This is a genomic window from Mesorhizobium sp. B2-3-7 (assembly GCF_006442695.1).
Classification (GTDB): domain Bacteria; phylum Pseudomonadota; class Alphaproteobacteria; order Rhizobiales; family Rhizobiaceae; genus Mesorhizobium.
Map to the genome: position 1 here is coordinate 328,224 of NZ_VFVV01000001.1, position 22,707 is coordinate 350,930.

Annotated in this window: 24 protein-coding genes; 8 read left to right on the forward strand and 16 right to left on the reverse strand. The window is 64.5% G+C overall.

Annotated elements, in window-relative coordinates:
- The first annotated feature begins 24 nt into the window (after positions 1-24).
- From FJ940_RS01675 to ppa, 5 genes are all read left to right on the forward strand, one after another.
- A complete protein-coding gene (locus FJ940_RS01675; protein WP_140514006.1) occupies positions 25-660 on the forward strand; it encodes a LemA family protein in 636 nt (211 codons plus the stop codon).
- Positions 661-711: 51 nt separating this feature from the next.
- Complete coding sequence (locus FJ940_RS01680; protein ID WP_181165206.1) at positions 712-1,521, forward strand: YgcG family protein; 810 nt, start codon at positions 712-714, stop codon at positions 1,519-1,521.
- An 8-nt stretch (positions 1,522-1,529) separates the two neighbouring features.
- Positions 1,530-2,168: a TPM domain-containing protein gene (locus tag FJ940_RS01685; RefSeq protein WP_140514007.1), complete on the forward strand. Its 639-nt coding sequence runs from the start codon at positions 1,530-1,532 to the stop codon at positions 2,166-2,168.
- A 116-nt stretch (positions 2,169-2,284) separates the two neighbouring features.
- Entirely contained in the window at positions 2,285-2,791 is a 507-nt protein-coding gene (locus FJ940_RS01690; RefSeq protein ID WP_140492466.1) for a GNAT family N-acetyltransferase, read from the forward strand.
- Positions 2,792-2,980: 189 nt separating this feature from the next.
- Positions 2,981-3,514, forward strand: coding sequence for an inorganic diphosphatase (gene ppa, locus FJ940_RS01695; protein WP_140492463.1), 534 nt, complete (start codon positions 2,981-2,983; stop codon positions 3,512-3,514).
- A gap of 14 nt (positions 3,515-3,528) precedes the next feature.
- Here ppa and FJ940_RS01700 read toward each other — a convergent pair whose 3' ends face one another.
- The 5 genes from FJ940_RS01700 to ccmA all read right to left on the reverse strand — a co-directional run bounded on the left by FJ940_RS01700 (position 3,529) and on the right by ccmA (position 5,883).
- Positions 3,529-4,110 carry a DsbE family thiol:disulfide interchange protein gene (locus FJ940_RS01700; RefSeq protein WP_140492460.1) on the reverse strand — a complete coding sequence of 194 codons (582 nt, stop codon included), beginning with the start codon at positions 4,108-4,110 and terminating at the stop codon, positions 3,529-3,531.
- Positions 4,107-4,280: a heme exporter protein CcmD gene (ccmD, locus tag FJ940_RS01705; RefSeq protein WP_140492264.1), complete on the reverse strand. Its 174-nt coding sequence runs from the start codon at positions 4,278-4,280 to the stop codon at positions 4,107-4,109. The genes FJ940_RS01700 and ccmD overlap by 4 nt, the downstream gene beginning before the upstream one ends.
- Positions 4,277-4,426 carry a hypothetical protein gene (locus tag FJ940_RS28355; RefSeq protein ID WP_181167271.1) on the reverse strand — a complete coding sequence of 50 codons (150 nt, stop codon included), beginning with the start codon at positions 4,424-4,426 and terminating at the stop codon, positions 4,277-4,279. Before FJ940_RS28355 ends, ccmD begins: the two co-directional genes overlap by 4 nt.
- A complete protein-coding gene (gene ccmB / locus FJ940_RS01710) occupies positions 4,413-5,078 on the reverse strand; it encodes a heme exporter protein CcmB (protein WP_140492261.1) in 666 nt (221 codons plus the stop codon). Before ccmB ends, FJ940_RS28355 begins: the two co-directional genes overlap by 14 nt.
- A gap of 196 nt (positions 5,079-5,274) precedes the next feature.
- On the reverse strand, positions 5,275-5,883 hold the full coding sequence (gene ccmA / locus FJ940_RS01715; protein ID WP_140492258.1) for a heme ABC exporter ATP-binding protein CcmA: 609 nt from the start codon (positions 5,881-5,883) through the stop codon (positions 5,275-5,277).
- Between the two features lie 284 nt (positions 5,884-6,167).
- Here ccmA and acnA point away from each other — a divergent pair, with 284 nt between their 5' ends.
- Complete coding sequence (gene acnA / locus FJ940_RS01720; RefSeq protein ID WP_140524606.1) at positions 6,168-8,858, forward strand: aconitate hydratase AcnA; 2,691 nt, start codon at positions 6,168-6,170, stop codon at positions 8,856-8,858.
- A 38-nt stretch (positions 8,859-8,896) separates the two neighbouring features.
- Here the strand turns inward: acnA and FJ940_RS01725 are convergent, their stop codons facing one another.
- Positions 8,897-9,574 (reverse strand): ceramidase domain-containing protein, encoded by a 678-nt coding sequence (locus FJ940_RS01725; protein WP_140559230.1) that lies wholly within the window; start codon positions 9,572-9,574, stop codon positions 8,897-8,899.
- A 179-nt stretch (positions 9,575-9,753) separates the two neighbouring features.
- On the opposite strand from FJ940_RS01725, the gene FJ940_RS01730 reads away from it, so the two are divergent.
- Complete coding sequence (locus FJ940_RS01730; RefSeq protein ID WP_140524602.1) at positions 9,754-10,569, forward strand: thioredoxin family protein; 816 nt, start codon at positions 9,754-9,756, stop codon at positions 10,567-10,569.
- A 91-nt stretch (positions 10,570-10,660) separates the two neighbouring features.
- Here FJ940_RS01730 and FJ940_RS01735 read toward each other — a convergent pair whose 3' ends face one another.
- The 6 genes from FJ940_RS01735 to FJ940_RS01760 form a co-directional block, all read right to left on the reverse strand.
- Complete coding sequence (locus tag FJ940_RS01735; RefSeq protein WP_140524601.1) at positions 10,661-12,046, reverse strand: FAD-binding oxidoreductase; 1,386 nt, start codon at positions 12,044-12,046, stop codon at positions 10,661-10,663.
- A gap of 124 nt (positions 12,047-12,170) precedes the next feature.
- Entirely contained in the window at positions 12,171-13,283 is a 1,113-nt protein-coding gene (locus FJ940_RS01740; RefSeq protein WP_140492243.1) for an ABC transporter ATP-binding protein, read from the reverse strand.
- Entirely contained in the window at positions 13,280-14,077 is a 798-nt protein-coding gene (locus tag FJ940_RS01745) for an ABC transporter permease (RefSeq protein ID WP_140492241.1), read from the reverse strand. The genes FJ940_RS01740 and FJ940_RS01745 overlap by 4 nt, the downstream gene beginning before the upstream one ends.
- Positions 14,077-14,940 (reverse strand): ABC transporter permease, encoded by an 864-nt coding sequence (locus FJ940_RS01750; RefSeq protein WP_140492238.1) that lies wholly within the window; start codon positions 14,938-14,940, stop codon positions 14,077-14,079. The genes FJ940_RS01745 and FJ940_RS01750 overlap by 1 nt, the downstream gene beginning before the upstream one ends.
- Before the next feature lie 23 nt (positions 14,941-14,963).
- A complete protein-coding gene (locus FJ940_RS01755; protein ID WP_181165196.1) occupies positions 14,964-16,034 on the reverse strand; it encodes an extracellular solute-binding protein in 1,071 nt (356 codons plus the stop codon).
- Between the two features lie 35 nt (positions 16,035-16,069).
- Positions 16,070-16,732 (reverse strand): XRE family transcriptional regulator, encoded by a 663-nt coding sequence (locus FJ940_RS01760; protein WP_140492232.1) that lies wholly within the window; start codon positions 16,730-16,732, stop codon positions 16,070-16,072.
- Between the two features lie 535 nt (positions 16,733-17,267).
- On the opposite strand from FJ940_RS01760, the gene FJ940_RS01765 reads away from it, so the two are divergent.
- A complete protein-coding gene (locus tag FJ940_RS01765; RefSeq protein WP_140655002.1) occupies positions 17,268-17,654 on the forward strand; it encodes a DUF2794 domain-containing protein in 387 nt (128 codons plus the stop codon).
- A gap of 51 nt (positions 17,655-17,705) precedes the next feature.
- Here FJ940_RS01765 and FJ940_RS01770 read toward each other — a convergent pair whose 3' ends face one another.
- The 4 genes from FJ940_RS01770 to FJ940_RS01785 form a co-directional block, all read right to left on the reverse strand.
- Entirely contained in the window at positions 17,706-18,275 is a 570-nt protein-coding gene (locus FJ940_RS01770; RefSeq protein WP_140524595.1) for a GNAT family N-acetyltransferase, read from the reverse strand.
- Positions 18,276-18,398: 123 nt separating this feature from the next.
- Positions 18,399-19,172: a Bax inhibitor-1/YccA family protein gene (locus FJ940_RS01775; RefSeq protein WP_140492223.1), complete on the reverse strand. Its 774-nt coding sequence runs from the start codon at positions 19,170-19,172 to the stop codon at positions 18,399-18,401.
- Between the two features lie 240 nt (positions 19,173-19,412).
- Complete coding sequence (locus tag FJ940_RS01780) at positions 19,413-21,962, reverse strand: ABC transporter permease (protein ID WP_140655005.1); 2,550 nt, start codon at positions 21,960-21,962, stop codon at positions 19,413-19,415.
- On the reverse strand, positions 21,962-22,657 hold the full coding sequence (locus FJ940_RS01785; protein ID WP_140655007.1) for an ABC transporter ATP-binding protein: 696 nt from the start codon (positions 22,655-22,657) through the stop codon (positions 21,962-21,964). The genes FJ940_RS01780 and FJ940_RS01785 overlap by 1 nt, the downstream gene beginning before the upstream one ends.
- Positions 22,658-22,707 lie beyond the last annotated feature (50 nt).

Genomic DNA, 22,707 nt, shown 5'->3' on the forward strand with positions numbered 1-22,707 from the left:
CAACTTCTACCGAGGGGACCGATCATGTTTGCCCAGCGCCTTGCTTTCCCGACATTCCGCACGCTGCCCGCCTTGCTGGTGATGGCCGTCATGCTGCCGCTGCTTGCCGGCTGCGGCTACAACACCATCCCGACGGCGGAGGAGAACGCCAAGGCGGCGTGGAGCGAGGTGCTGAACCAGTATCAACGCCGCGCCGACCTCATCCCCAACTTGGTCGAGACGGTCAAGGGCTACGCCTCGCACGAAAAGGACACGCTCGACGCCGTGGTCGAGGCGCGCGCCAAGGCGACGCAGGTCACGGTAACGCCAGAAACGTTGAAGGATCCCGAAGCCCTCAAGAGGTTTCAGGACGCCCAGGCAGGGCTGACCAGCGCGCTGTCGCGGCTGCTCGCTGTGTCGGAGGCATACCCGGACCTGAAGGCCAACCAGAACTTCCTGGCGCTGCAGGCGCAGCTCGAAGGCACCGAGAACCGCATCGCGGTGGCGCGGCGTGACTACATCCAGGCGGTCAGGGACTACAATCTGACGCTGCGGACCTTCCCCTCGGTGCTGTGGGCGACGTTCTGGTTCCGCGGCAACGAGCCCTTCGCCAATTTCACGGTCGAGGAGGACAAATTGCAGACGCCGAAGGTCGATTTCGGCACGAAACAGGGCGGATGATTGCCGGATTCCGACGTGGTGATCCTGCTCGCCAATGAGGGACGACGCGCCATGTATCGCGTCGCTGTCCTGCTCCTCGTTCTCGTGGTGCCATTTGCGGCCCTCGCCGCCGAGCTCCCGGCGCTGACCGGCCGTGTCGTCGACAATGCAGGCATCATCGATGCGGCGACCAGGGCGGCACTGACGCAGAAGCTTGCCGATTTCGAGACGAAGGGCTCCGATCAGATCGTCGTCGCCACCATTCCCAGTCTCGGCGGCGAGGAGATCGAGCCCTATGCCAACCGGCTGTACCGGTTCTGGAAACTCGGCCAGGCGAAGGAGAACAACGGCGTGCTGCTTCTGGTCGCGCCGAACGACCGCAAGATGCGCATCGAGGTCGGCTACGGGCTGGAAGGCACGCTGACCGACCTGCACACCAAGCTGATCATCGAAAACGACATGGTGCCGGCCTTCCGTGCCGGCGATTTCTCCGGCGGCATCACCAAGGCCGTCGACGACATGATCATGGTGCTCAACGGCAATCCCGAGGAGCTGGAAGCACGCGGCAAGCGCAACCAGCAGGCGCCGTTCAATTCCGACGATTTGTTCTTCGCCATCTTCATCGGCATCTGGGCGCTCATCTTCTTCGGCAGCATAGCGGCCTCGGTGTTGCCGCCGATCTTCGGCCAGAAGATCGGTCCCGGCCGTTACCGCTGGCTCGGCATGACGTTCGAGCCGAGCCGGCGATCGTCGGGTGGCGGCTGGTCGTCAGGTGGCGGCGGCTGGTCGGGCGGCGGCGGCTGGTCCTCGGGCGGTAGCGGCGGTGGTTTCTCCGGCGGTGGGGGCTCTTCCGGCGGCGGCGGCTCTTCGGGAAGCTGGTGAGAGGGATCATGGCGATACGACCGATCAGCCCGCAGGACCATGAGCGCATCGCCGGGGCGATCCGCGCCGCCGAATCAAGGACCGACGGCGAAATCTACTGCGTGGTGGCGCATGCCAGCGGCAACTACTTCTTTCCGGCTGCCTTCGTGGCGGCTCTCGCCACGCTGCTGGTCAGCCTCGCCGTCGCCTATGGGCTCGAGGCCTGGTGGCTAACCATCCGTCTGCCGCACTTCGTCATTGCCCAGCTTCTGGCGCTGGCCTGCTTTCTTTTGCTGTTATGGGCCTTTCCGGGGCTGCGCATCCATATGGTGCCGAGACGGCTGCGCTATCAGACCGCGCATGACAACGCACTGAAGCAGTTCCTGGCCCGCAACGTCCACCGCACGACCGCGCGCACCGGCGTGCTGGTCTTCGTCTCGGTCACCGAGCGCTACGCCGAGGTGGTCGCCGATTCAGGCATCGACGCCAAGGTCGGCCAGCATGTCTGGGACGATGTGGTGCGCGAGCTTACCGCACATGCCGGCGACGACCGGCTTGCCGACGGCTTCGTCAAGGCGATCCGATCGGTTGGAGCGGTGCTCGCCGAGCACTTCCCGGTCACGTCGGGCGACACCAACGAGCTCGACGATCATCTGGTCGAGATTTGAGCTCCACCGACAGCCTCGAACGCGCATCGCGCAGGCGATGACGGCCTGTGAGAAAGCGTCCTCCGGACTGCCCGGACTCTTGCATTCGAGCGATGCGGGTTTATGGTTAACAAATCATGAATACGCTGAGCATCGATATCCGCAAAGCCGAATCGCGCGACGCCGCGGCGATCGCCGACGTGCATTTGCAGGCTTGGCGCGGCGCCTATAGCGGCATCATCCCGCACCGCACCCTGACATCGATGATCAACCGTCGCGGCGCCGACTGGTGGGCCAATGCCATCCGCCGCGCCGCTACCGTCCTGGTGATCGAGATCGGCGGCACGGTTGCCGGCTACGCCACGATCGGCAAGAACCGGGCCCGCGAACTCAAGCAGCAGGGCGAGATCTATGAATTGTACCTGCGGCCGGAATATCAGGGCATCGGGCTCGGCAGCCGGCTTTTCAAGGCGGCACGGGCGCGGCTTGCCGACCACGGATTGAAGGGCACGGTGGTGTGGGCGCTGGAAGACAATCAGAACGCGCTCGCCTTCTATTCCGGCGCCGGCGGCCGCGATATCGCCGAAGGCGTCGAGATATTCGAGCAGAAGGCGCTGAAGAAGGTTGCTTTCGTCTGGGAATGACCGGCGAGGAACGATCGCGTAAGCGGCGCGAGCGCAACCTACGCAATCACGACACTGAAACATCTTCTGCTAATGATTGAACGCATTGAATGCCATTGCGTCTTGCTGGGCGTTCTTGAGCACCATTCGCCGCATTGCACCATTTTGCGCCGCCCGCTATCGGTCTGCCAATCGAGAGAGGGATAAGTCATGCGTATTGAAGCCATCGCCACCGGAAAGAATCCGCCCGAGGACGTCAACGTCATCATCGAGGTGCCGATCGGCGGCGAGCCGATCAAATACGAGATGGACAAGGAGGCCGGCACGCTGTTCGTCGACCGTTTCCTGCACACCTCGATGCGCTATCCCGGCAATTACGGCTTCGTTCCGCACACGCTGTCTGGCGACGGCGATCCGATCGACGTGCTGGTCTGCAACACGCGCGCGCTGGTGCCCGGCTGCGTCATCAATGTGCGGCCGATCGGCGTGCTGATCATGGAAGACAATGCCGGCCAGGACGAGAAGGTCATCGCCGTGCCGTCGCCGAAGCTGACGTTGCGTTACGAGAACGTCACCGAATACACGCAGCTGCCCGAGATCACCCGCGATCAGGTGCAGCACTTCTTCGAGCACTACAAGGATCTCGAACCCGGCAAATGGGTCAAGATCGAGGGCTGGCACGATTCCAAATACGCCAAGAAGATGATCGTCGACGCGATCGAGCGGGCCAAGGCAAGCAAGTAGGCCGGCCAGTCGCCTCAGTTCGGCGCGGCCAGCGCCTTCTCGATCTGCGGCAACAGCAGCGTCCGAGCCGTCTCGGCCGTCAGCGGGCCGACATGCTTGTAGGCTATTTTGCCGTCCTTGCCGATGACGAAGGTTTCCGGCACGCCATAGACGCCCCAGTCGATCGCCGTGCGGCCGGCCTCGTCGACGCCGATCGCCTGGAACGGATTGCCGAGATCGCCGAGGAATCGGCGGGCGTTTTCCGGCCGGTCCTTGTAGTTCAGCGCCGCCATGGTGAAGCGCCTGTCCTGCGCCAGCCCCAAAAGCACCGGGTGCTCTTCGCGGCAAGGCGCGCACCATGAGGCGAAGACGTTGACCAGCGTCACCTTGCCGGCAAACGATTTCGAATCGAGTCCCGGCAGGTTCGTGCCGTCCAGCGGGGGCAGGTTGGTCGGCGGCGCCGGCAGGCCGATCAGCGCCGACGGCACCTCCGAAGTGTCGCGCCCCGACAGGAGCTGCGCCAGGAACAGCCCCGCCAGCCCGAGGAAGACCAGCAGCGGCAACAGCACGAACAGGCGGCGCCGGGCCGGCGCCGGCGTTGGCATATCCGTGCTCATGACACGCGCTCCCCGCCCTTGTCGGAGCGTCGGCGCACGCCCGCCGCCTCGAGTTCGGCCAGTTCGCGCTTGCGGGCCCGTTGATCGAGCAGGATCCAGCCGATCAGCCCGGCCAGCGCAATCGCCGTGACGGCATAGGCGGCGGTGACGTAGAGCGCATGCGGGCTCATGCCGGCTGCCTCGTCGGCATGCCGCCCGCCAATTCGATCCTTCCGCCGTGCTCGATCATGCCTTCCCTTAGCCCCGCGCCGGTGACCGCGCAATTGGCCGCCGCGCCGCAGCCCCTGCCGGTCGTGGCCGCCTCAATCCGTGCCATGGCGCAGCGCCAGCGCCGCCGCCAGCGGTCCGAGCACGGCAAGAAACAACGTCAGCGCGGCAAGAATGAGGAAAGGCTGCAGGAACGGATCGGGATTGGCCGTCGCGCCGTAACTCGCCGAAACCCCGAAGATCAGCACCGGGATGGTCAGCGGCAGCACCAGCACCGAGATCAGGAGTCCGCCGCGCGGCAGCGCCACCGCCACCGCCGCGCCGACGGCGCCGATGAAAGTGATCGCCGGCGTGCCGACCAGCAGCGTAAGCGCCGTGGCGCCGATGGCGACCGGCTCCATGTTCATGAACAGGCCGAGCAGGGGCGCGGCGACCACCAGCGGCAGCACGCTGCCCGCCCAATGGGCCAGGCATTTGGTGAGCACCGTCAGCGCCAGCATGTGGCGGTCGTTGCCAAGCACCAGGAGATCGAGCGAGCCGTCCTCGCGGTCGGCCTGGAACAACCGGTCGAGGCCGAGCAAGCAAGAGAGCAGTGCTCCGATCCACAGGATCGCCGGGCCGATGCGGGCTAGCAGTCTCAGGTCCGGCCCGACGCCGAAGGGAATGGTGGCGATCACGGCGAGGAAGAAGATCACGCCCGTCAGCGCCCCGCCGCCGGCCCGAATCGAAAGGCGGATATCGCGGAGGAGGAGGGCTAGCATGATATGAGATACTCGCGCTTGAGCGCCCCCCTCTGTCCTGCCGGACACCTCCTCCGCAAGGGGGGAGATCGGATGTCACCCCGGCCTTCGCCGATTTTCAACGTTGGAAAGCGGGCGAGGCGCCGAAGCTGCCAATCTCCCCCCTCGAGGGGGAGATGTCCGGCAGGACAGAGGGGGGCGCCGTAGAGTGCCGTCATCAAAAGGCCTGCCCCATCCTCAACGTCTGCGCTCCCTCGATCCCGAGCGGCAGATGCGTTGCCGCGACGACAATCCCACCATCCGCACAATGCCCCCTCATCAATCCCGCGAATCGCGCCTCCGAATCCTTGTCCAGACCCGCCGTCGGCTCGTCGAGCAGCCAGATCGGCCGTTGGCTGACCAGCAGTTTCGCGATCCCCGCGCGTCGTCTTTGCCCGGTCGAGAGATAGCCGAACGGCAGATGGCCGATGCCGCCCAGTCCGACCGTCTCCAGCGCCTCCTCGACGCCGACGGATCCACCGCCGTTGAAGTCGCGCCAGAAGCGCAGGTTTTCCGTCACGCTGAGCGCCGTTTTCATTGCGTTCTGATGGCCGAGATAGTGGCAGGCCGAAGCGATCGACGGAAATTCATCGCCGCCGCCCTCGATCAGCAAATTGCCTTCAGCCTTCGGCAGCAGTCCGGCGACGATCCTGAGCAAGGTCGATTTGCCTGATCCGTTCGGCCCGGTGACGACAAGCGCCTGGCCTTGATCGAGGTCAAAGCCAATGCCCGAAAACACCGTCTCGCCGCCGCGTTCGCCGCCCAGATTTTCGGCGATAAGCCGCATCCCTCGCCCGCCCTGAAACAATCCGCCTCGGCCCCTGCCGCATCGCACAAATTTGCTTTTTAACTGTCTAGAACTATTCCAGAAAATTCTCTATATGCGGTGCATCCGTGCCAGCGGTCGGCGCGGGAACAGAACTAGCGCCGAACCAGCGCACGCGCCGCCTTGAACGGCTCGGGTTGCTTGGGAGCGGACAGCGGAAATGGCCGTACCCGCACCTTTGCGCGTGATTGCATGCCATCGGCGTCCGTTCCCTTTCAGGCTGAACAGACAAGGACGGATCGCACGTGTCAAAATCCCTCGACAGTTTCAATTGCCGCCGCACGCTGAAAGCGGGCGACGCCGAATATACCTATTTCGACCTCGTCGAGGCCGAGAAGAACGGCCTCACCGGCATCGCCCAATTGCCTTATTCGATGAAGGTTCTGCTGGAGAACCTTCTGCGCAACGAGGACGGCCGCTCCGTCACCAAGGACTCGATCAAGGCCGTCGCCGGCTGGCTGACCGACAAGGGGACGGCCGGCGTCGAGATTGCCTATCGCCCTGCCCGCGTCCTCATGCAGGATTTCACCGGCGTTCCGGCGGTGGTCGACCTGGCGGCGATGCGCGACGCCATGGCCTCGCTCGGCGGCGACCCGCAAAAGATCAACCCGCTGGTGCCGGTCGACCTCGTCATCGACCATTCCGTCATTGTCGACGAGTTCGGCTCGCCGATGGCCTTCGCGCGCAATGTCGAGCTCGAATATGAGCGCAACGAGGAACGCTACAAGTTCCTGAAATGGGGCCAGCAGGCGTTCCGCAATTTCCGCGTCGTGCCGCCCGGCACCGGCATCTGCCATCAGGTCAACCTCGAATATCTCGGCCAGGTGGTGTGGACCAACACCGAGGACGGCGAAACATCAGCCTATCCCGACACCTGCGTCGGTACCGATTCGCACACCACCATGATCAACGGCCTCGGCGTGCTCGGCTGGGGCGTCGGCGGCATCGAAGCCGAGGCGGCCATGCTCGGCCAGCCCGTCTCCATGCTTTTGCCCGAGGTCATCGGCTTCCGCCTCACCGGCAAGCTGAAGGAGGGCGTCACCGCCACCGACCTCGTGCTCACCGTCACCCAGATGCTGCGCAAGAAGGGCGTCGTCGGCAAGTTCGTCGAATTCTTCGGCCCCGGTCTCTCCAATATGACGCTGGCCGACCGCGCCACCATCGGCAACATGGCGCCTGAATATGGCGCCACCTGCGGCTTCTTCCCGGTCGATTCGGAGACCATCCGCTACCTCACAATGTCGGGCCGCGAGGAAAGCCGCATCGCGCTGGTCGAAGCCTACTCCAAGGCGCAAGGCATGTGGCGTGACGCAGGCTCCGCCGACCCGGTCTTCACCGATTTGCTGGAGCTCGACCTCGGCGACGTCGTGCCGTCGATGGCTGGCCCCAAGCGCCCCGAGGGCCGCGTCGCGCTGGAAGGCATCCCGGCCGGCTTCGTCAAGGCGATGGACACCGAATACAAGAAGGCGGCGGAAATCTCGAAGCGCTATGCCGTCGAAGGCACCGGCCATGATCTCGGCCATGGCGATGTCGTCATCGCCGCCATCACCTCCTGCACCAACACCTCGAACCCGAGCGTGCTGATCGGCGCCGGCCTGCTCGCCCGCAACGCCAATCGCCTCGGCCTCAAGCAGAAGCCCTGGGTGAAGACCTCGCTGGCGCCAGGCAGCCAGGTGGTCGCCGAATACCTCGAGAAATCCGGCCTGCAGAAGGAGCTCGACCAGATCGGCTTCAACCTGGTCGGCTTCGGCTGCACCACCTGCATCGGCAATTCCGGCCCGCTGCCGGCGCCGATCTCCAAGACCATCAACGATAAGGGTTTGATTGCCGCCGCGGTGCTTTCCGGCAACCGCAACTTCGAGGGCCGCGTCTCGCCCGACGTGCAGGCCAACTATCTCGCCTCGCCGCCGCTGGTCGTGGCGCACGCGCTGGCCGGCACGGTGACGAAAGACTTGACCACCGAACCGCTCGGCGAGGACAGGAACGGCAAGCCGGTCTACCTCAAGGATATCTGGCCGAGCTCGGCGGAAATCCAGGAATTCATCGAGAAGAACGTGACGCGCGAGCTGTTCGCCCGCAAATATGCCGACGTCTTCAAGGGCGATGAGAACTGGCAGAACGTCAAGGCGCCGGAAGGCCAGACCTATGCCTGGGACGACAATTCCACCTATGTGCAGAACCCGCCCTATTTCGCCGGCATGACCACGGGCTTCGGCAAGATCGGCGACATCAAGGGCGCCCGCGTGCTGGGCTTGTTCGGCGACAAGATCACCACCGACCACATTTCGCCAGCGGGCTCGATCAAGGCCGCCTCGCCGGCCGGCAAATACCTTACCGAGCATGGCGTCGGCGTTGCCGACTTCAACCAGTACGGCACGCGCCGCGGCAACCATGAGGTGATGATGCGCGGCACCTTCGCCAACATCCGCATCCGCAACCACATGCTGGGCGAGAACGGCAGGGAAGGCGGCTACACCATCCATTACCCGTCGAAGGAAGAGGAATCGATCTACGACGCGGCGATGCAATACAAGAAGGAAGGCGTGCCGCTGGTCATCTTCGCCGGCGTCGAATACGGCAACGGCTCGTCGCGCGACTGGGCGGCCAAGGGAACGAACCTCCTTGGTGTCCGCGCGGTCATCGCCCAGTCCTTCGAGCGCATCCACCGCTCCAACCTGGTCGGCATGGGCGTCATCCCCTTCGTCTTCGAGGAAGGCACCTCATGGGCTTCGCTCAACCTGAAAGGGGATGAGCTGGTCGAGATCGACGGCCTGGACGCCCTCAAGCCGCGCCAGAAGATGGAAGCCAGGATCACCTATGGCGACGGCACGGTGAAGAAGGTGCCGATCATTTGCCGCATCGATACGCTTGACGAACTCGACTACTTCAAGAACGGCGGCATTTTGCAGTACGTGTTGCGCGATCTTGCCGCGTAGCGGCAAGGGAGTAGGGCTTAGGCAGTAGGAAATAGGACCTACTGCCTACTGCCTCGCTGTGGCGCGCCGTAGCGCGCCGCGGCGGCCAGCAGCACGCCCAGCATCAGCCCGTTGAGCAGGTGCCAGAGGAAGTGCGTGCCGAGCGGGAAGCTGGTGCAGACCAGCGGATCGACCATGCGGCAGATGACCGACAGCACGAAGATCGCCGATCCGGCCAGATTATACCAGCCGGCGCGATTGCCGCTGGCCGTCACCCAGACACCGAAGAAGGCGAGCGCCAGGAACGGCGGCAGGTAGCCTGTGGTGCCGTTCGACGCCTGGCGCAGCCAATCCGGCACGGCCAGAGTTATCGCTCCGACAACGGCATAGAAAACGACGAAGATCGCGATCGCCTTGCCCCATTCCAGGCGCAGGAAGCGGCGCAGGTTGAACAGCGTGTAGGCCAGCGTGAAGCCGGCGATCGGCACCACGTCGGCCCAGACCGTTCCCTTGGTGGCGAAGATGTGAAAAATCGTCGAGCCGACGCCGATCGCCACCACCCACCAGGCCAGGACCTCGGCGAAAATGCCGGTCCTGCATCGCCGCACTTCGCGGACGCCCCATAGTCCCGCGGCAATGAAAGCCAGGTTGGTCAAAGCATTCACCGGCTCGGCCCAAAGTTCAGGACCCGTTCGCTCGCAATAAAGATCGACTGGAGCCAGGAAACTTTGCCACATGATGATGATCCCGCCCCCGAATCGAACCGCCGGTTGAAATGCAGTGGCTTCTCCTATTGCCGCCCTACCCAGGCTTGCAATGGCAAAATTTCACCGCAACGTGACTTCCCGTTGACTTCCGGTTCTGCCACATATTTCAGCCAATCAAAACAAAGCCGGCATCACCGGCGGGAATTGGAATGGTCATGGCCTCGCGTAGATCATTGTGGCTGGCAGCGTTCGCGCTGGCCTTCTCGGCGTTTGCCGGTGCCGGGCACGCCGGCGAGTCCGGCAGGCTCCCGGCCGACAAGCCCCAGGGCGACAGGCCCGTGGGCGTGGTCGAGCTGTTCACCAGTCAAGGCTGCAGTTCCTGCCCGCCTGCCGACGCCTTCTTCTCCGAACTTGCCGCCAGGCAGGATCTTGTCGCGCTCTCCTATCACGTCGGCTACTGGGATTATCTCGGCTGGCGGGACACGCTGAGCAGCAAGGAAAACACCGAGCGGCAATATGAGTATATGCGGGCCTTCGGCAACCGCTCAGTCTATACGCCGCAGGCGGTCATCAACGGCCGGGTCCATGTCAACGGCGCCAATCGCGGCGAGGTCGATGGCCAACTCGCCCGCATGGCAAGGATCGGCGAAGACATGCGGGTCGCCATCAAGGTCAGCCGGACCAGCGACCGCGTCATGATCGATACCGGCGATGGCGGGACCGGTCCCAGCGATGCCCATGTCGTCATCGTCTATTTCGAGCCGCCGCAGACGGTCACGATCGGCCAGGGCGAGAACACGGGCCGCAAGATGACCTATTGGAACGCGGTGACCGGCATCCAGACAGCGGGCATCTGGCACGGCAAGGCGCAGCGCTACGAATTGCCGATGAGTGAGATTTCCAAGAAGGGCGGCTGCGCCGTGCTTTTGCAGTCCGTCGGCAAGGACGGCCTGCCAGGGCCCATCCTGGGCGCCGCCTTCATTCACCGCCCCGGTTCCGATGCGCCGTTCGATCGAAGGCTCTGAAGCGCGCCGCCGAAAACGGAAATGATGCGACGCGCTGTCGGTCTCCATTCATGCCTGTCGACCAAACGGAATCGCGTTTGAGTGACCTGCCTCAATGGCCGGTCAGGCGATCAGCGAAAGCGGCGAGGCGCGACGTCCGCCCCAGGCCGTTTGCCTCCCGCCGGTCGGCGATGCGGTAGAGCTGGTACATGGCGTGGACGCCGAGCCAGCGCAGCGGCTCCGGCTCCCATTTCTTCACCGTGCGGTTGACCCAAGGCAACCGGGTCAGCTCCGTGTCATGTCCGAGCACCAGGTCGCGCAAGGTGCGGCCGGACAGGTTCGAACTGGAAACGCCGAGCCCGACATAGCCGCCGGCCCAGCCGATGCCGCTTTCGCGATCGAAGCCGCATGTCGTGCACCAGTCGCGCGGCACGCCGAGCGTGCCGCACCAGGCATGGTCGAGCCGCACGCCTTTGGTCTGCGGCAGCAGCCTGGTCAGGATCTCGTGCAGCTGGTCGATGGTCGCCTGTTGTGTCTTGCCGCGCGTGTCGGTGCGCGATCCGAAGCGGTAGGGCACGCCCCGGCCGCCCATGGCGATCCGGCCTTCCCGCGTGCGCTGCGCATAGCAGTAGGTGTGCGCTGCATCGCCCAGCACCTCGTAGCCGCTCCAGCCGATTTCGTCCCAGAGCTTCTGCGGCAGCTTCTCGGTCACCACGATGGCGCTGTTCAGCGGCAGCCAGAGACGCTCGTAGCCGGCAATGCCGGCGGTGAAGCCCTCGGTGGCGCGCACGATCTTTTCGGCGCGCACGACGCCGCGGTCGGTGGTGACCTTGCCCTTCTCGAGCGCCAGCACCTGCGTCTGTTCGTAGATGGCGACGCCGAGCCGCGCGACCGCCGCCGCCAGACCCTGCACCAGCTTGGCCGGCTGCACGCGCGCGACGTCGCGCACGACGAAGGCGCCCAATACATTGTCGATGGCGATGCGCTCGCGCGCTTCCTGCGCACCGAGGAAGGCCAGCCGCTCGGGCGGCATTTCCCAGTGCCGGGCCTCTTCGTACTCGGCTTTGGCGCGCTCAAGCTGCGCGGCGTTTGTGGCGACGGTGATGTTGTCGACGCGGCGGATATCGGCGTCGATCCCTTCGGCAGCGGCAATCGCGATCACCTCGTCGACCGTGCCGGACATGGCGCGCTGCATGTCGATCACCGCCCCGCGCGAGGAGGTTTTTGCATATTTCTCGCGCGACCAGCTGAAGCCGCCGGACAGCCATCCGCCATTGCGGCCCGAGGCACCGAAGCCGGCGAACTCCTTTTCGACGATGGCGATGCGCAGCGCGGGCTCCGCCTTCTTCAGATAGTAGGCCGTCCACAGTCCGGTATAGCCGGCGCCGACGATGCAGACATCGGCCTCGATGTCGCCGGGCAAGGGTGGGCGGCTGGCCGGCGGGCCACCTATGTCGGCATACCAGAACGACACGTCGCCATTGCGCTGGGCTTGCATCTTGTGATCCGTTCTCCGTGCGATTCCAGGAAAGTGTGGAGCGGTTTCCCGTCCGGAACTGCGTTAAAAACCAAGAGAGGAGGCGGCCTCGTCGTTTTCCATGGAAAGGCGAGGCCGCTCTGTTTCAGGTAAGCGTCAGGTCGGCCTTGTCGTCATCGGCGAGCAGCTTCACGTCGCCGCCGGCGAAGAGCACGTCGACCTCGTCTCCAATGGCAAAAGTGTCCGCCTCGAGCGTCGAGCGCACGATGGCTTTCGAGCCGTCGGCGAGCTCCACCTCGTATTTGGAGCCGGAGCCGAGATAGATGGCCTCGCCGATACGCCCGGCGAGCCGGTTGCGGCCATCCCCGCCGCCGCCGCGACGAGCAAGCGCCAGCTTTTCGGGACGCAGCAGCATCACCGGCTTGCCGCCATTGGCGAGACGCTTGGCGGTCGCCACTCTCTGGCCTGATATCTCGATCGCCGTCTCCTTGCCGGAAGTGGCGGCGGGGCCGCGCAGCACGGTGGAATCGCCAATGAACTTGCCGACGAAAAGCGTCGCCGGCTCGTCGTAGAGTTCGCGGCCGGTGCCGATCTGCTCGATACCGCCGCGGTTGAACACGGCGATGCGGTCGGAGAGCACCAGCGCCTCCTCCTGGTCGTGCGTCACATAGACGAAGGTGGTGCCGAGTTCGCGGTGGATGCGCTTGATCTCGAGCTGCAGCCATTCGCGCAGTTTCTTGTCCAGCGCGCCGAGCGGCTCATCCATCAGCAGCAGCGGCGGATCGAAGACGATGGCGCGGGCCAGCGCCACGCGCTGCTGCTGGCCGCCCGAAAGCTCGCTTGGAAAGCGATGGCCGAAATCGGCCATCTTGACCATGTCGAGCGCGTGGCGGACGCGGCGTTCGCGTTCTGCCCCGGTGACGCCGCGCAGCTTCAGCGGATAGGCGACATTGCGGCCGACCGTCATGTGCGGGAACAGTGCATAATGCTGGAAGACCACGCCGATGTTGCGCTTGTGCGCCGGCACGCCGACCACGCTCTTTTCCCCGACCAGCAGCTTGCCGCTGGTCAGGTCGGTAAAGCCGGCGATCACGTTCAGCGTCGTCGTCTTGCCTGAGCCGCTCGGGCCCAACAGCGTCATGAATTCACCCGGCTCGATTCGCAGCGACACGCCGTCGAGCGCCTTGAAGGAACCATAGGCCTTGCTTACCGACTCCAGGTCGATCGCCGCACCGCGATTTTCCGCTTTCTGATTCATAAGCCTCCCTTCCGCTCACGGCCAAGAAGCAGCATGCCGCCGCCGATCAGCAGTGTCGTTGCGCATAAGAGGATCGTGCCGACGGCCGCGACCGTCGGGTCGGCGTCGCGCGTGATGGAAGCGAAGATCTGCACCGGCAACGTCTTGAGATAGGGATTGGTGATGAACAGCGACACGACGATCTCGTCGAAGGAGGTGGCGAAGGCGAACAGCAGGCCTGACAGTACCCCGGGGGCAATCAGCGGCAGCGTCACCGTGCGGAACGTGGTGAGCGAACCTGCGCCCAGGCTCGCCGCGGCTGTCTCCAGCCGCTTGTCGAACACTTCGAGATTGGCCGAAACGGCGATCAACACGAAAGGCAGCGCAAGGATGGTGTGGGCCAGAACGAAGCCGAGCAGCGTGCCGACAAGCCGCGTGTCGAGATAGACGGCGTAGATGCCGATGGCCAGGACCACGCCCGGCACCACCATCGGCGTCAGCATCAGCATGCGCAGGAGGTTTGCCGGCCGCGCCTGCATGCGGTCGAGGCCGAAGGCGGCAAGGGTGCCGAGCACCGTTGCCAGAACCGCAACGATCGATGCGACCTTCAGTGAGTTGAGGAAGCTGGTCGACCAATCCGGATTGGTGACAAAATTTTCGTACCATTGCCAGGAGAAGCCCTGGGGTGGAAATGCCAGCGATTTGTTCTCGTTGAATGACATCGGCACCACGACAAGCGTCGGTGCCACCAGCCATATGGCTACCAGCAGGCAGACAAGGCCCAGCATGACGCGGGTGAGCGGCTTCATCTCCATCAGGGCCGCCCCGCTTGCCGATGGCTGGACCGCATCACGGGCGCGGCAAGCGCCAGCAGCACGAAGGTCGTGACCAGCAGCACCACGCCCATGGCCCCGCCCCTGCCCCATTGCAGGAGGCTGAGCACCTGTGTCTGAACCAGCGTGGACAGCATCGTCGAGCGCGGTCCGCCGAGCAGGGCCGGCGTGATGTAGAAGCCGAGCGCCAGGATGAAGACGATGATCGCGCCGGCATAGACGCCAGGCAGAGACAGCGGCAGATACACCGTGAGGAACGCGCGCGAGGGTCTCGCCCCGAGGCTCCGCGCGGCTTGCATCAGCCTGAGATCGATGCCTTTCATGACCGAATAGAGCGGCAGGATCATGAAAGGCAAAAGCACCTGCGCCATGCCGATGACCACGCCCGTCTGGGTGCGGATCAGCCTGATGCCACCGAACCCGAGCGCCCGCAGGATCGAGTTGATGACCCCCGAATCCTGCAGCAGTATCACCCAGGACAAAGTGCGTACCACGCCGCTCACCCAAAACGGGATCAGCACACAGAGCAGCAGCACCAAGCGCACGCGTGGTCGGACCGCGGTCATCAGATAGGCATAGGGGTAGGCGCAAACCACGCAGACCAGCGTGACCCATGCTGAAATGAGGAAGGTGCGCTGGAGCACGGCCAGGTTGATGGGCGCGCCGAAGAACCAGATATAGTTCTGCAGGCCCCACTGCGGCTCCGACAGGCTGCGCACGACGATGGTGAGCAGCGGATAGCCAATCACCCCGAAGAGCAGGACCAGCGCCGGCAGCGCGAGCGCGAACGGCCGCCATGCCCGGCGCCTTTCGGCGGCCGGAATGGTTGGCTGGGACGCGCTCACGGCTTTTGGTCTCCCTCAGCCGGTCAGTTGCCGGACATCAGCGCGGACCACTTCTCCTGCGCGACCGCGAAATTCGGGACCCAGAACTTGAAGTTCTGCTTATAACCCTGCTTCTGGCGTTCGGGCGTGTTGGTCAGGAAAGCGGAGACGGAAGCGTCGACCTTGGGCTGCGCTTCACTGTTGATCGGCGTGTAAGACGTTTGCTCCGTCAACACCTCCTGCGCGTGCTTGCCGAGATAGGCGTTGAGCAGCGCGTAGGATGCCTCCGTGTCCTTGGCGCCGACAGGGATCGTCATCTGATCCATCACCACCAGCCAGTCCTGCCAGGCCGGTGCGTATTTGGCGCCGTTCTTGACCGCGGTCATGGCGCGGCCTGTCCACATCATCAGCATGTCGGCCTCGCCGGATTCGGCGAGTTGCTGCGATTCTGCACCCGTCTTCCAGAAGATGGTATCGGGGCCGAGCTTGCGAACCACATCGATGGCCTTGTCGATATCGGCCACCGTCATCGCCTTGGGGTCCCCGCCGGCAACCTTGAACGCCTGTTCCAGCAAGCCACCGGTCGGGCTGCCGGAGCCGTCGATTCCGCGCACGCCGGGGAATTTCTGCGTGTCGAAGAAGTCGGCCCAGCTCTTGGGCGGATTGTCCTTGTACTTTTCGGTGTTGTACATCAGCACGACGCCGTAGTTCATCGCCGGCACCGAGCACTCGCCGACCTGGCCCTCGGGAATTTTCGAGACGTCGAGTTTGGTGAAGTCCAGCTTCTGGAACAGTTTGCCGCAATAGACATAAGGCGGCAGATCGTCGGTATCGACAACGTCCCATGTCACATTGCCGGACTCGACCTGCGCCTGCAGCTTGGCGATCTCGGTCGGGCCGTCATTGAGCAGCTTGACGCCCGACTTGTCCACGAACTCCTTGAGCGCTGCCGCCTGGCCGTCCTGGTAGATGCCGCCATAGGACACGAAAGTCAGGGTCTTGCCCTTCAGCGAGCCTTCGGCCACCTCTCCGGCAACCGGCTTCGATTGCGCGAGCGCGGCCGTCGCCGCCAGAAGCACGCCCAGGCACGCCGCATGTGCAAATTTCACTCTCATGTTCAACTCTCCCATTCCAGAGCTCGCATTTGTTCTCATTCACCCGGATGCGAGCGGTTTCCGGGCCTGTACTGATCGAGTTCCAGCGCGCCGGCGGTCGGCGGCGCGATGATCCAGAGCACCTCCGCCGGTGTGTCGCCGACATTGACCGTGCGGTGCGGCACCGAAGTCGCGTATTCGACGCTGTCGCCTTCGCGCATCAGATGGCGCTCGTCGGCAAGCGTCAGTTCGACGGTTCCCTTGAGCACCATGAACATCTCATGCTCGCCGCCATGCACATAGGCGTCGTCGCCGGTCGAGCCGCCGACCTCGAAATGCCCCGCATAAACCTCGAACTGATGGATCGGCCGCCGCGACAAAAGCATCTTGCGGCCTCGCACGCCGACGGGAACGACAGGCCGTTCCTCGCGCCTCAGCACCTTGTGCAACGGACGGCTGCTGCCCTCGAACAGGTCGTTGATGCCGAGATCGAGAGCGGCGGCGATCCTGAGCAGCGTGCCTGTGTTGGCGCCGCACAGATTGCGCTCGAGCTGGCTGATGAAGCTCGCCGTCGTGCCGGTCATATCGGCCAACCGGCGCAGCGAGACGCGCCTTGCCATGCGCAGCGCCTTGATGCGGGGACCGACGCCGCCGGCCTCAGGGGTGGCCGCGACCGTGCCATTCACCTCTTTCGCCGTGGAGTCCGATACGCGTGGCATTGCCGCTCCCGTTTCACTTAACACCTTATTAAGTGGCGATGGCGTTGGCAAGCGCGGACGGCATGCCAAGACTTCGGCCGCATCGATCCTGCCGGTCGCACCGGATCGGGCTGAAACCGTCCATATGGCGGGAAATCCACCTTAGCGGCGATCCAGGCATGAAAAAACCGACGTCAGCTTGCTTCTGACGTCGGTCATTTAGGTTTTGGGATCGTCGCACCCGGTCTTTCCGAGGAAAAACCGAGGTTGGTTCGATCCGACGCAGACCCGTGGGCGGGGGGCTTGGGGTTTACGAGCCGGTGCCGGACCGAACCGTCTCAGGCAACGCCGGTAAATTCGTCGGACATTGGGGCATGAGCGCGGATAAAAAATGGCCAGAATGTGGCGGAGCATCACCAATTCCAACATGTCGTTTGCAAACGTGACTGGACGCGACGGAAATGGCGCGGGTCCGCACCGCTTCGCCGGCACTTGCAATTCGATAGCGAAAGCGCCAACTTTGGTTGGCAAAGATTCATTTTTGAAGGATCGAGGCATGACCGATCACGGCGGCGGGACGGAGGATGGCGACGCATCCGCGATACTGATCCCGCTCCACGAGGCACGCGGCGCGCGCCTCGACCAGCCGGTGCGCTTCGAGCGGCGCGAACTGGACCAGATCCTGAAACTCTACGGGCGCATGGTCGCCGCCAATGAATGGCGCGACTACGCTATCGATCATCTCACCGACAGGGCCGTGTTTTCGGTGTTCCGCCGGGCCAGCGAGGTGCCGCTGTTCCAGATCGTCAAGGACCCGAAACTGGCACGCAAACAAGGCGCCTTCGCCGTCATCGCCGCGGGCGGCCGTATCCTCAAGCGCGGGCAGGAGCTTGGCCGTGTGCTCGGCGTCTTCGACAACAAGCTGAAGCTGGTCGAGGCCTGAACCGCGGCGCAATTGCTCGGTTGACCTCAGTCTTGGCGCTCATCTAAGCCCTTATTTTTCTTGACGGAATTTCCGTTCCGGCAATGATTCCGGATCCGGCGGAGCCGAGGCCCCGCCGTTCAGCGCCAGTTGCATGAACACGGTGTCCAGCCAGCGTCCGTGCTTGTAGCCGGAGCCTTCAAGGCGGCCGGAATGACGAAAGCCGAGCTTTTCGTGCAGCTTGACGGAAGCGCTGTCGGGATGGCCATCGCCGATCACAGCGACGATCTGGCGAAAGCCCGCCGCCTCGGCGGCCGCGATCAGGCTTTGCATCAGTTTGAGGCCGACACCCTGGCCCTTGGCATCAGGCGCGACATAGACGGAGTCCTCGACGACAAAGCGATAGGCCGGGCGCGGCCGGAAGGGACCGGCATAGGCATAGCCGAGCACGGCGCCATCCTTTTCCGCCACAAGGTAGGGGAAGCCGCCGGCCTGGAGCGTGTCGAATCGCATGCCCATTTCGGCGCGCCCCGGCGGCTCCAGCTCGTAGCTCGCCGTGCCGCGGGTCACAGCGTCGGCATAGATTTGCGTAATGGTGTCGAGGTCGGCCGCGCGCGCGGCCCGTATAACGATAGTGCTCATTCTTTATGCAGGCCTCTTTGTCTGCCTGCAATAACAGCAAAGGTCGGCGCAAAAGAAAAGGGCGGCCGTTGGGCCGCCCCTCCAAACCCGATGGTCCAGTCAGACCATGACGCGGACCAGCCCTTAGCGGCGGTCGCCCATGAACTGGAGCAGGAACATGAACAGGTTGATGAAGTCGAGATAGAGCGTCAGCGCTCCCATGATGGCCTTGCGGCCGGCAACGTCGGAAGCGTCGCCCTCGAAATACATCTCCTTGATCTTCTGCGTGTCGTAGGCGGTGAGGCCGGCGAAGACCAGCACGCCGATCGCCGAGACGGCGAAGGACAGCGCCGACGACTGCAGGAAGATGTTGATCACCATCGCGATGATGATGCCGAACACGCCCATGATCAGGAACGAGCCCATCGCCGTCAGGTCGCGCTTGGTCGTGTAGCCGAACAGCGACAGCGCGCCGAAGGCCGCGGCGGTGGCGAAGAAGGTCTGCGAGATGCTGGCGGTGGTGTAGACCAGGAAGATCGACGACAGCGACAGGCCGACTAGGCCCGCATAGACCCAGAACGTCGTCTGCGCCGCCGACACGCTCATCGACTGGACGCGGAACGACAGGAACAGAACGGCGGCCAGCGGGGCCAGCATCACCAGCCAGCGCAGCGGCGAGCCGAAGATCGCGTAGCCGAACGAGGTCAGCATCTCGCCGCTCGGCAGCGTCGCGACAGCCGAGGCCGGATCGGTGGTTGTGGCCAGCATGATCGTGCCGACGGCGGCAAGACCAGTGATGAGGAGACCAAGCCCCATCAAATTGTAGACCTTGATCATATAGGCGCGCAGGCCCTGATCGATGTCGACGGCGGCGCCGGGCACGGCGCGCGTCTGATAGTTGCGAATGGGTTCAGCCATTGTGGTCCTCTATTGCTTCTGCCCCGTCCGGTGTCGGGTCCACCCGGACCCAGGCGCCGCTGGCGGGACTCCAGCATGCCTGCGGCGAAATATGATGGTTATTCGCGTCAAGAACAAGACCGTAACCGGGTGTAATGCTTCGTGAGGCACGCATGGCGCGGTTTTCCAGCCCTTTGGCCGCGAAACATTACGCCGATTTAACCAAATGACGGCCGTCGGCGGGGTGGAACCAATACGGACTCAGAGGTTTCGCAGCACGGGCGCTGCCTTGTGGCCGAGCACCCGCCAGGTGCCGGCGAGACCGATGCCGACGGTGATGACCAGCGCAAAGAGAATGGTCGCCACCGCCACTTCCGGCATGAAATGCGACGGCAATGTCATGATGCGGGCGACGACGAACCATGCGGCGGCACTGCCGGCGGCGAGCGCGAAGACCGCCGTGGCGAGGCCGATCAGCATGTATTCGAGCGAGAAGGCCGATATCAGCGTCAGCCGCGTCGCACCGAGCGTCTTCAGCACCACCGCGTCATGGATGCGCGCCCGGTTGCCGGCGGCGAGCGCGCCGGCCAGCACCAGCACCGACGCGATCAGTGCCACGCCGGCCGCCGCCCTGATCGCCGCGCCGAGCTGTCCGACCAGCCGGTTGACGATGTCGAGCGCGTCCTTGACGCGCACCGTGGTGACTGCCGGGAAGGCGCGGGTGACGGCATTGAGGATGCGGGCGTCATCAGCCGCGGTGGCGCTCTTTTCGGTCAGCGTCGCCACCCAGCCATGCGGCGCGCCGGCAAATGTGTTGGGCGAGAACACCATGACGAAGTTGATGCCCATCGTCTCCCATTCGACCTGGCGGAAATTGGCAATCCTGGCCGTGACATTGCGGCCGAGCACGTTGACGGTGACGGTATCGCCGAGCTTCAGCCCGATTTCCTTGCCTTCCTTGTCGGAAAACGAGACGAGCGGCTCGCCGGTATAATCGGCCGGCCACCAGTTCCCCTCGGTCAGCGTCGCGTTGTCCGGCTGCTTGGCCTCATAAGTCAGGCCGCGATCGCCGCGCAGCACCCAGGCGCCCTCCGCCGGCACCTTGACCTTGTCGACGGCGACGCCGTTGAGCGCCATCACCCGGCCGCGCAGCATCGGCACCTTGGCCAGCGTCCCCTGCGGGGCCTCCTTGCTGATCAGACTGGAGAAGCCGTCGACATCGCTGCTCTGGATATCGACGAAGAAGAAGTTCGGCGCCCGCTCCGGCAGGCTGCCGGAGATCTGCCGCCGCAGATTGCCGTCGATCAGCGCCAGCGTCACCAGCAGCGTCAGGCCAAGCCCCAGCGACAGCACCACCGACGGCGTCAGCGCGCCTGGCCGATGGATGTTGCCGACGGCGAGCCTGAGCGCCACGAAGCGCACGCGCGGGCTCTTCCTTGCCGCCCATTGCACCAGCGCACCGACCAGGCGCAGCACCAGGAAGGCGAAGATGGTGGCCCCGACGAAGATCGAAGCGATGCGCTGGTCGCCCGAAAACAGGATGGCGAGCGCTGCAAGAAGCACTGCGATGCCGAGCGCCGAAACGACATAGATAGCGCGTGGAAAACCGCGGCCTTCCAGTCCCATCTCGCGGAACAGCGCGGTCGCCGGCACATCGCGGGCGCGACCGAGTGGCAGCAGCGCGAAGGCCAGCGTCACCAGCAGCCCGAACAGTGCTGCCATGCCGAGAGCGCCGGGATAAAAGCCGCCTTGCGCCGGCACCGGAACGACCGACTGAAGCGCGGCGCTCGCGGCAAAGGGCATCAGTGCGCCGAGCACCAGACCTGCGGCGATGCCGAGGGCCGCGATCATCAGGATCTGCACGAGGTAAACGGCAAAGACGAAGCCGCCCGATGCGCCCAGGCTCTTGAAGGTGGCGATGACGCCGCGCTTGCCGTCGAGATAGGCGCGCACCGCGTTGGCGACGCCGACGCCGCCGACCACCAGCGCCGTCAGCCCGACCAAAGTCAGGAATTGCGAAAAGCGTTCGATGTTGGAAGAGAGCGCCGGGGCCGCATTGCTGCGCGTGCGGATCGACCAGCCGGACTCCGGGAAATCCTTGGCAGCCTCGTCCTGGATGGCCTTGAGCCGCGCCTCGTCGGCGTCGGCGGCCAGCCGGATCTTGTAGGAATTCTCGACGAGGCTGCCCGGCTGAACCAGCCCTGTCGCGACCAGGCCCTCGGTCGAGATCATTAGGCGCGGCGCGAAACCGAAACCTTCGGACACGGCATCGGGCTCGGTGACCAGCCTGGCGCGCAGTTCGAAGGTGGCGGTTCCGAGCTTCAGCCGATCGCCGAGCTTCACATGCAGCCGCTCGAACAGCAAGTCGGGCGCGGCCGCGCCGAAAACACCGAACTGCTCGCCGAACAGTTCCTGCTTCGTCAGCGCCGGCTCGGTTTCCAGCGCACCGTAAAGCGGATAGGCCTCGTCGACGGCCTTGGCCTCGACCAGCGCCTGATCGGAGCCGTCGGCAAGCCGCGCCATCGAGCGCATGCTGGCGGTTCTCGACACCGTGCCCAGCCCATCGAGGAAGCCGCGTTCGGCTTCGCTTGCGTCGCGCTGGTTAAGCTGGAAGCGCAGATCGCCGCCAAGCAGCGTCTGGCCCTGGTTGGCAACGCCGCCACTGATCGAGCGGGCCACGGAATTCACGCCGCCGATCGCCGCGACGCCGAGCGCGATGCAGGCAAGAAAAATCAGAAAACCGGACAGGCCGCCGCGCATCTCGCGCAAGGAGAAGCGGACGGCGAGCTTCAACGTCCGCGTCGGTGACATCAGGCGATGGCCTTGGTCGGCGCCGGTGCCTCGATCCTGCCGGAGCGCATGGAGACCTGGCGCGAACAGCGCGCCGCGAGCGCCTGATCATGCGTGACCAGCACCAGCGTCATGCCGCGCTCGGCCGCCTTGGCGAACAAAAGGTCGGCGACCTGCTTGCCGGTCGCCTGGTCGAGATTGCCGGTCGGCTCGTCGGCGATGAGGATGCGCGGCGACGGCGCCAGCGCCCGGGCCATCGCGACGCGCTGCTGCTCGCCGCCCGAAAGTTCGCCGGGATAGTGCGTGACGCGGTCGCTCAAACCCACGGCCGCCAGCTCGCGTTCCGCCACCGAGAACGGATCGGCATGGCCGGCCAGCTCCAGCGGCACGGCGACATTTTCGAGCGCCGTCATATTGGGGATGAGATGGAAGGACTGGAACACGATGCCGATGTTTCGCCCCCGAAACGATGCGATCTGATCCTCGCTCTTGCCGTTGAGCAGCTCGCCGGCGATTCGTACCGTGCCCGAATCGACCCTTTCCAGACCGGCGAGAACCATGAGCAGCGTCGACTTGCCCGACCCCGACGGCCCGACGATGCCGGTCGCCTCGCCGCGCGCCACATCGAGGCTGACGCCCTTCAGCACATGGACGGACGAGGCGCCTTCGCCCAATGTCAGCGATACGTCTTTCAGCTCGATGACGGCTTCTGTCAAAATGAAAGCGTCCTATATGGAGATGAGGGCTTCGCCTGCCGGGCCGTCGC

What these genes read in the sequence shown, in the direction of transcription:
- FJ940_RS01675 (WP_140514006.1), top strand. Translation starts at nt 25, where the DNA reads ATGTTTGCCCAGCGCCTTGCTTTCCCGACATTCCGCACGCTGCCCGCC.
- FJ940_RS01680 (WP_181165206.1), top strand. Translation starts at nt 712, where the DNA reads ATGTATCGCGTCGCTGTCCTGCTCCTCGTTCTCGTGGTGCCATTTGCG.
- FJ940_RS01685 (WP_140514007.1), top strand. Translation starts at nt 1,530, where the DNA reads ATGGCGATACGACCGATCAGCCCGCAGGACCATGAGCGCATCGCCGGG.
- FJ940_RS01690 (WP_140492466.1), top strand. Translation starts at nt 2,285, where the DNA reads ATGAATACGCTGAGCATCGATATCCGCAAAGCCGAATCGCGCGACGCC.
- ppa (WP_140492463.1), top strand. Translation starts at nt 2,981, where the DNA reads ATGCGTATTGAAGCCATCGCCACCGGAAAGAATCCGCCCGAGGACGTC.
- FJ940_RS01700 (WP_140492460.1), bottom strand. Translation starts at nt 4,110, where the DNA reads ATGAGCACGGATATGCCAACGCCGGCGCCGGCCCGGCGCCGCCTGTTC.
- ccmD (WP_140492264.1), bottom strand. Translation starts at nt 4,280, where the DNA reads ATGAGCCCGCATGCGCTCTACGTCACCGCCGCCTATGCCGTCACGGCG.
- FJ940_RS28355 (WP_181167271.1), bottom strand. Translation starts at nt 4,426, where the DNA reads ATGGCACGGATTGAGGCGGCCACGACCGGCAGGGGCTGCGGCGCGGCG.
- ccmB (WP_140492261.1), bottom strand. Translation starts at nt 5,078, where the DNA reads ATGCTAGCCCTCCTCCTCCGCGATATCCGCCTTTCGATTCGGGCCGGC.
- ccmA (WP_140492258.1), bottom strand. Translation starts at nt 5,883, where the DNA reads ATGCGGCTTATCGCCGAAAATCTGGGCGGCGAACGCGGCGGCGAGACG.
- FJ940_RS01725 (WP_140559230.1), bottom strand. Translation starts at nt 9,574, where the DNA reads ATGTGGCAAAGTTTCCTGGCTCCAGTCGATCTTTATTGCGAGCGAACG.
- FJ940_RS01730 (WP_140524602.1), top strand. Translation starts at nt 9,754, where the DNA reads ATGGTCATGGCCTCGCGTAGATCATTGTGGCTGGCAGCGTTCGCGCTG.
- FJ940_RS01735 (WP_140524601.1), bottom strand. Translation starts at nt 12,046, where the DNA reads ATGCAAGCCCAGCGCAATGGCGACGTGTCGTTCTGGTATGCCGACATA.
- FJ940_RS01740 (WP_140492243.1), bottom strand. Translation starts at nt 13,283, where the DNA reads ATGAATCAGAAAGCGGAAAATCGCGGTGCGGCGATCGACCTGGAGTCG.
- FJ940_RS01745 (WP_140492241.1), bottom strand. Translation starts at nt 14,077, where the DNA reads ATGGAGATGAAGCCGCTCACCCGCGTCATGCTGGGCCTTGTCTGCCTG.
- FJ940_RS01755 (WP_181165196.1), bottom strand. Translation starts at nt 16,034, where the DNA reads ATGAGAGTGAAATTTGCACATGCGGCGTGCCTGGGCGTGCTTCTGGCG.
- FJ940_RS01760 (WP_140492232.1), bottom strand. Translation starts at nt 16,732, where the DNA reads ATGCCACGCGTATCGGACTCCACGGCGAAAGAGGTGAATGGCACGGTC.
- FJ940_RS01765 (WP_140655002.1), top strand. Translation starts at nt 17,268, where the DNA reads ATGACCGATCACGGCGGCGGGACGGAGGATGGCGACGCATCCGCGATA.
- FJ940_RS01770 (WP_140524595.1), bottom strand. Translation starts at nt 18,275, where the DNA reads ATGAGCACTATCGTTATACGGGCCGCGCGCGCGGCCGACCTCGACACC.
- FJ940_RS01775 (WP_140492223.1), bottom strand. Translation starts at nt 19,172, where the DNA reads ATGGCTGAACCCATTCGCAACTATCAGACGCGCGCCGTGCCCGGCGCC.
- FJ940_RS01780 (WP_140655005.1), bottom strand. Translation starts at nt 21,962, where the DNA reads ATGTCACCGACGCGGACGTTGAAGCTCGCCGTCCGCTTCTCCTTGCGC.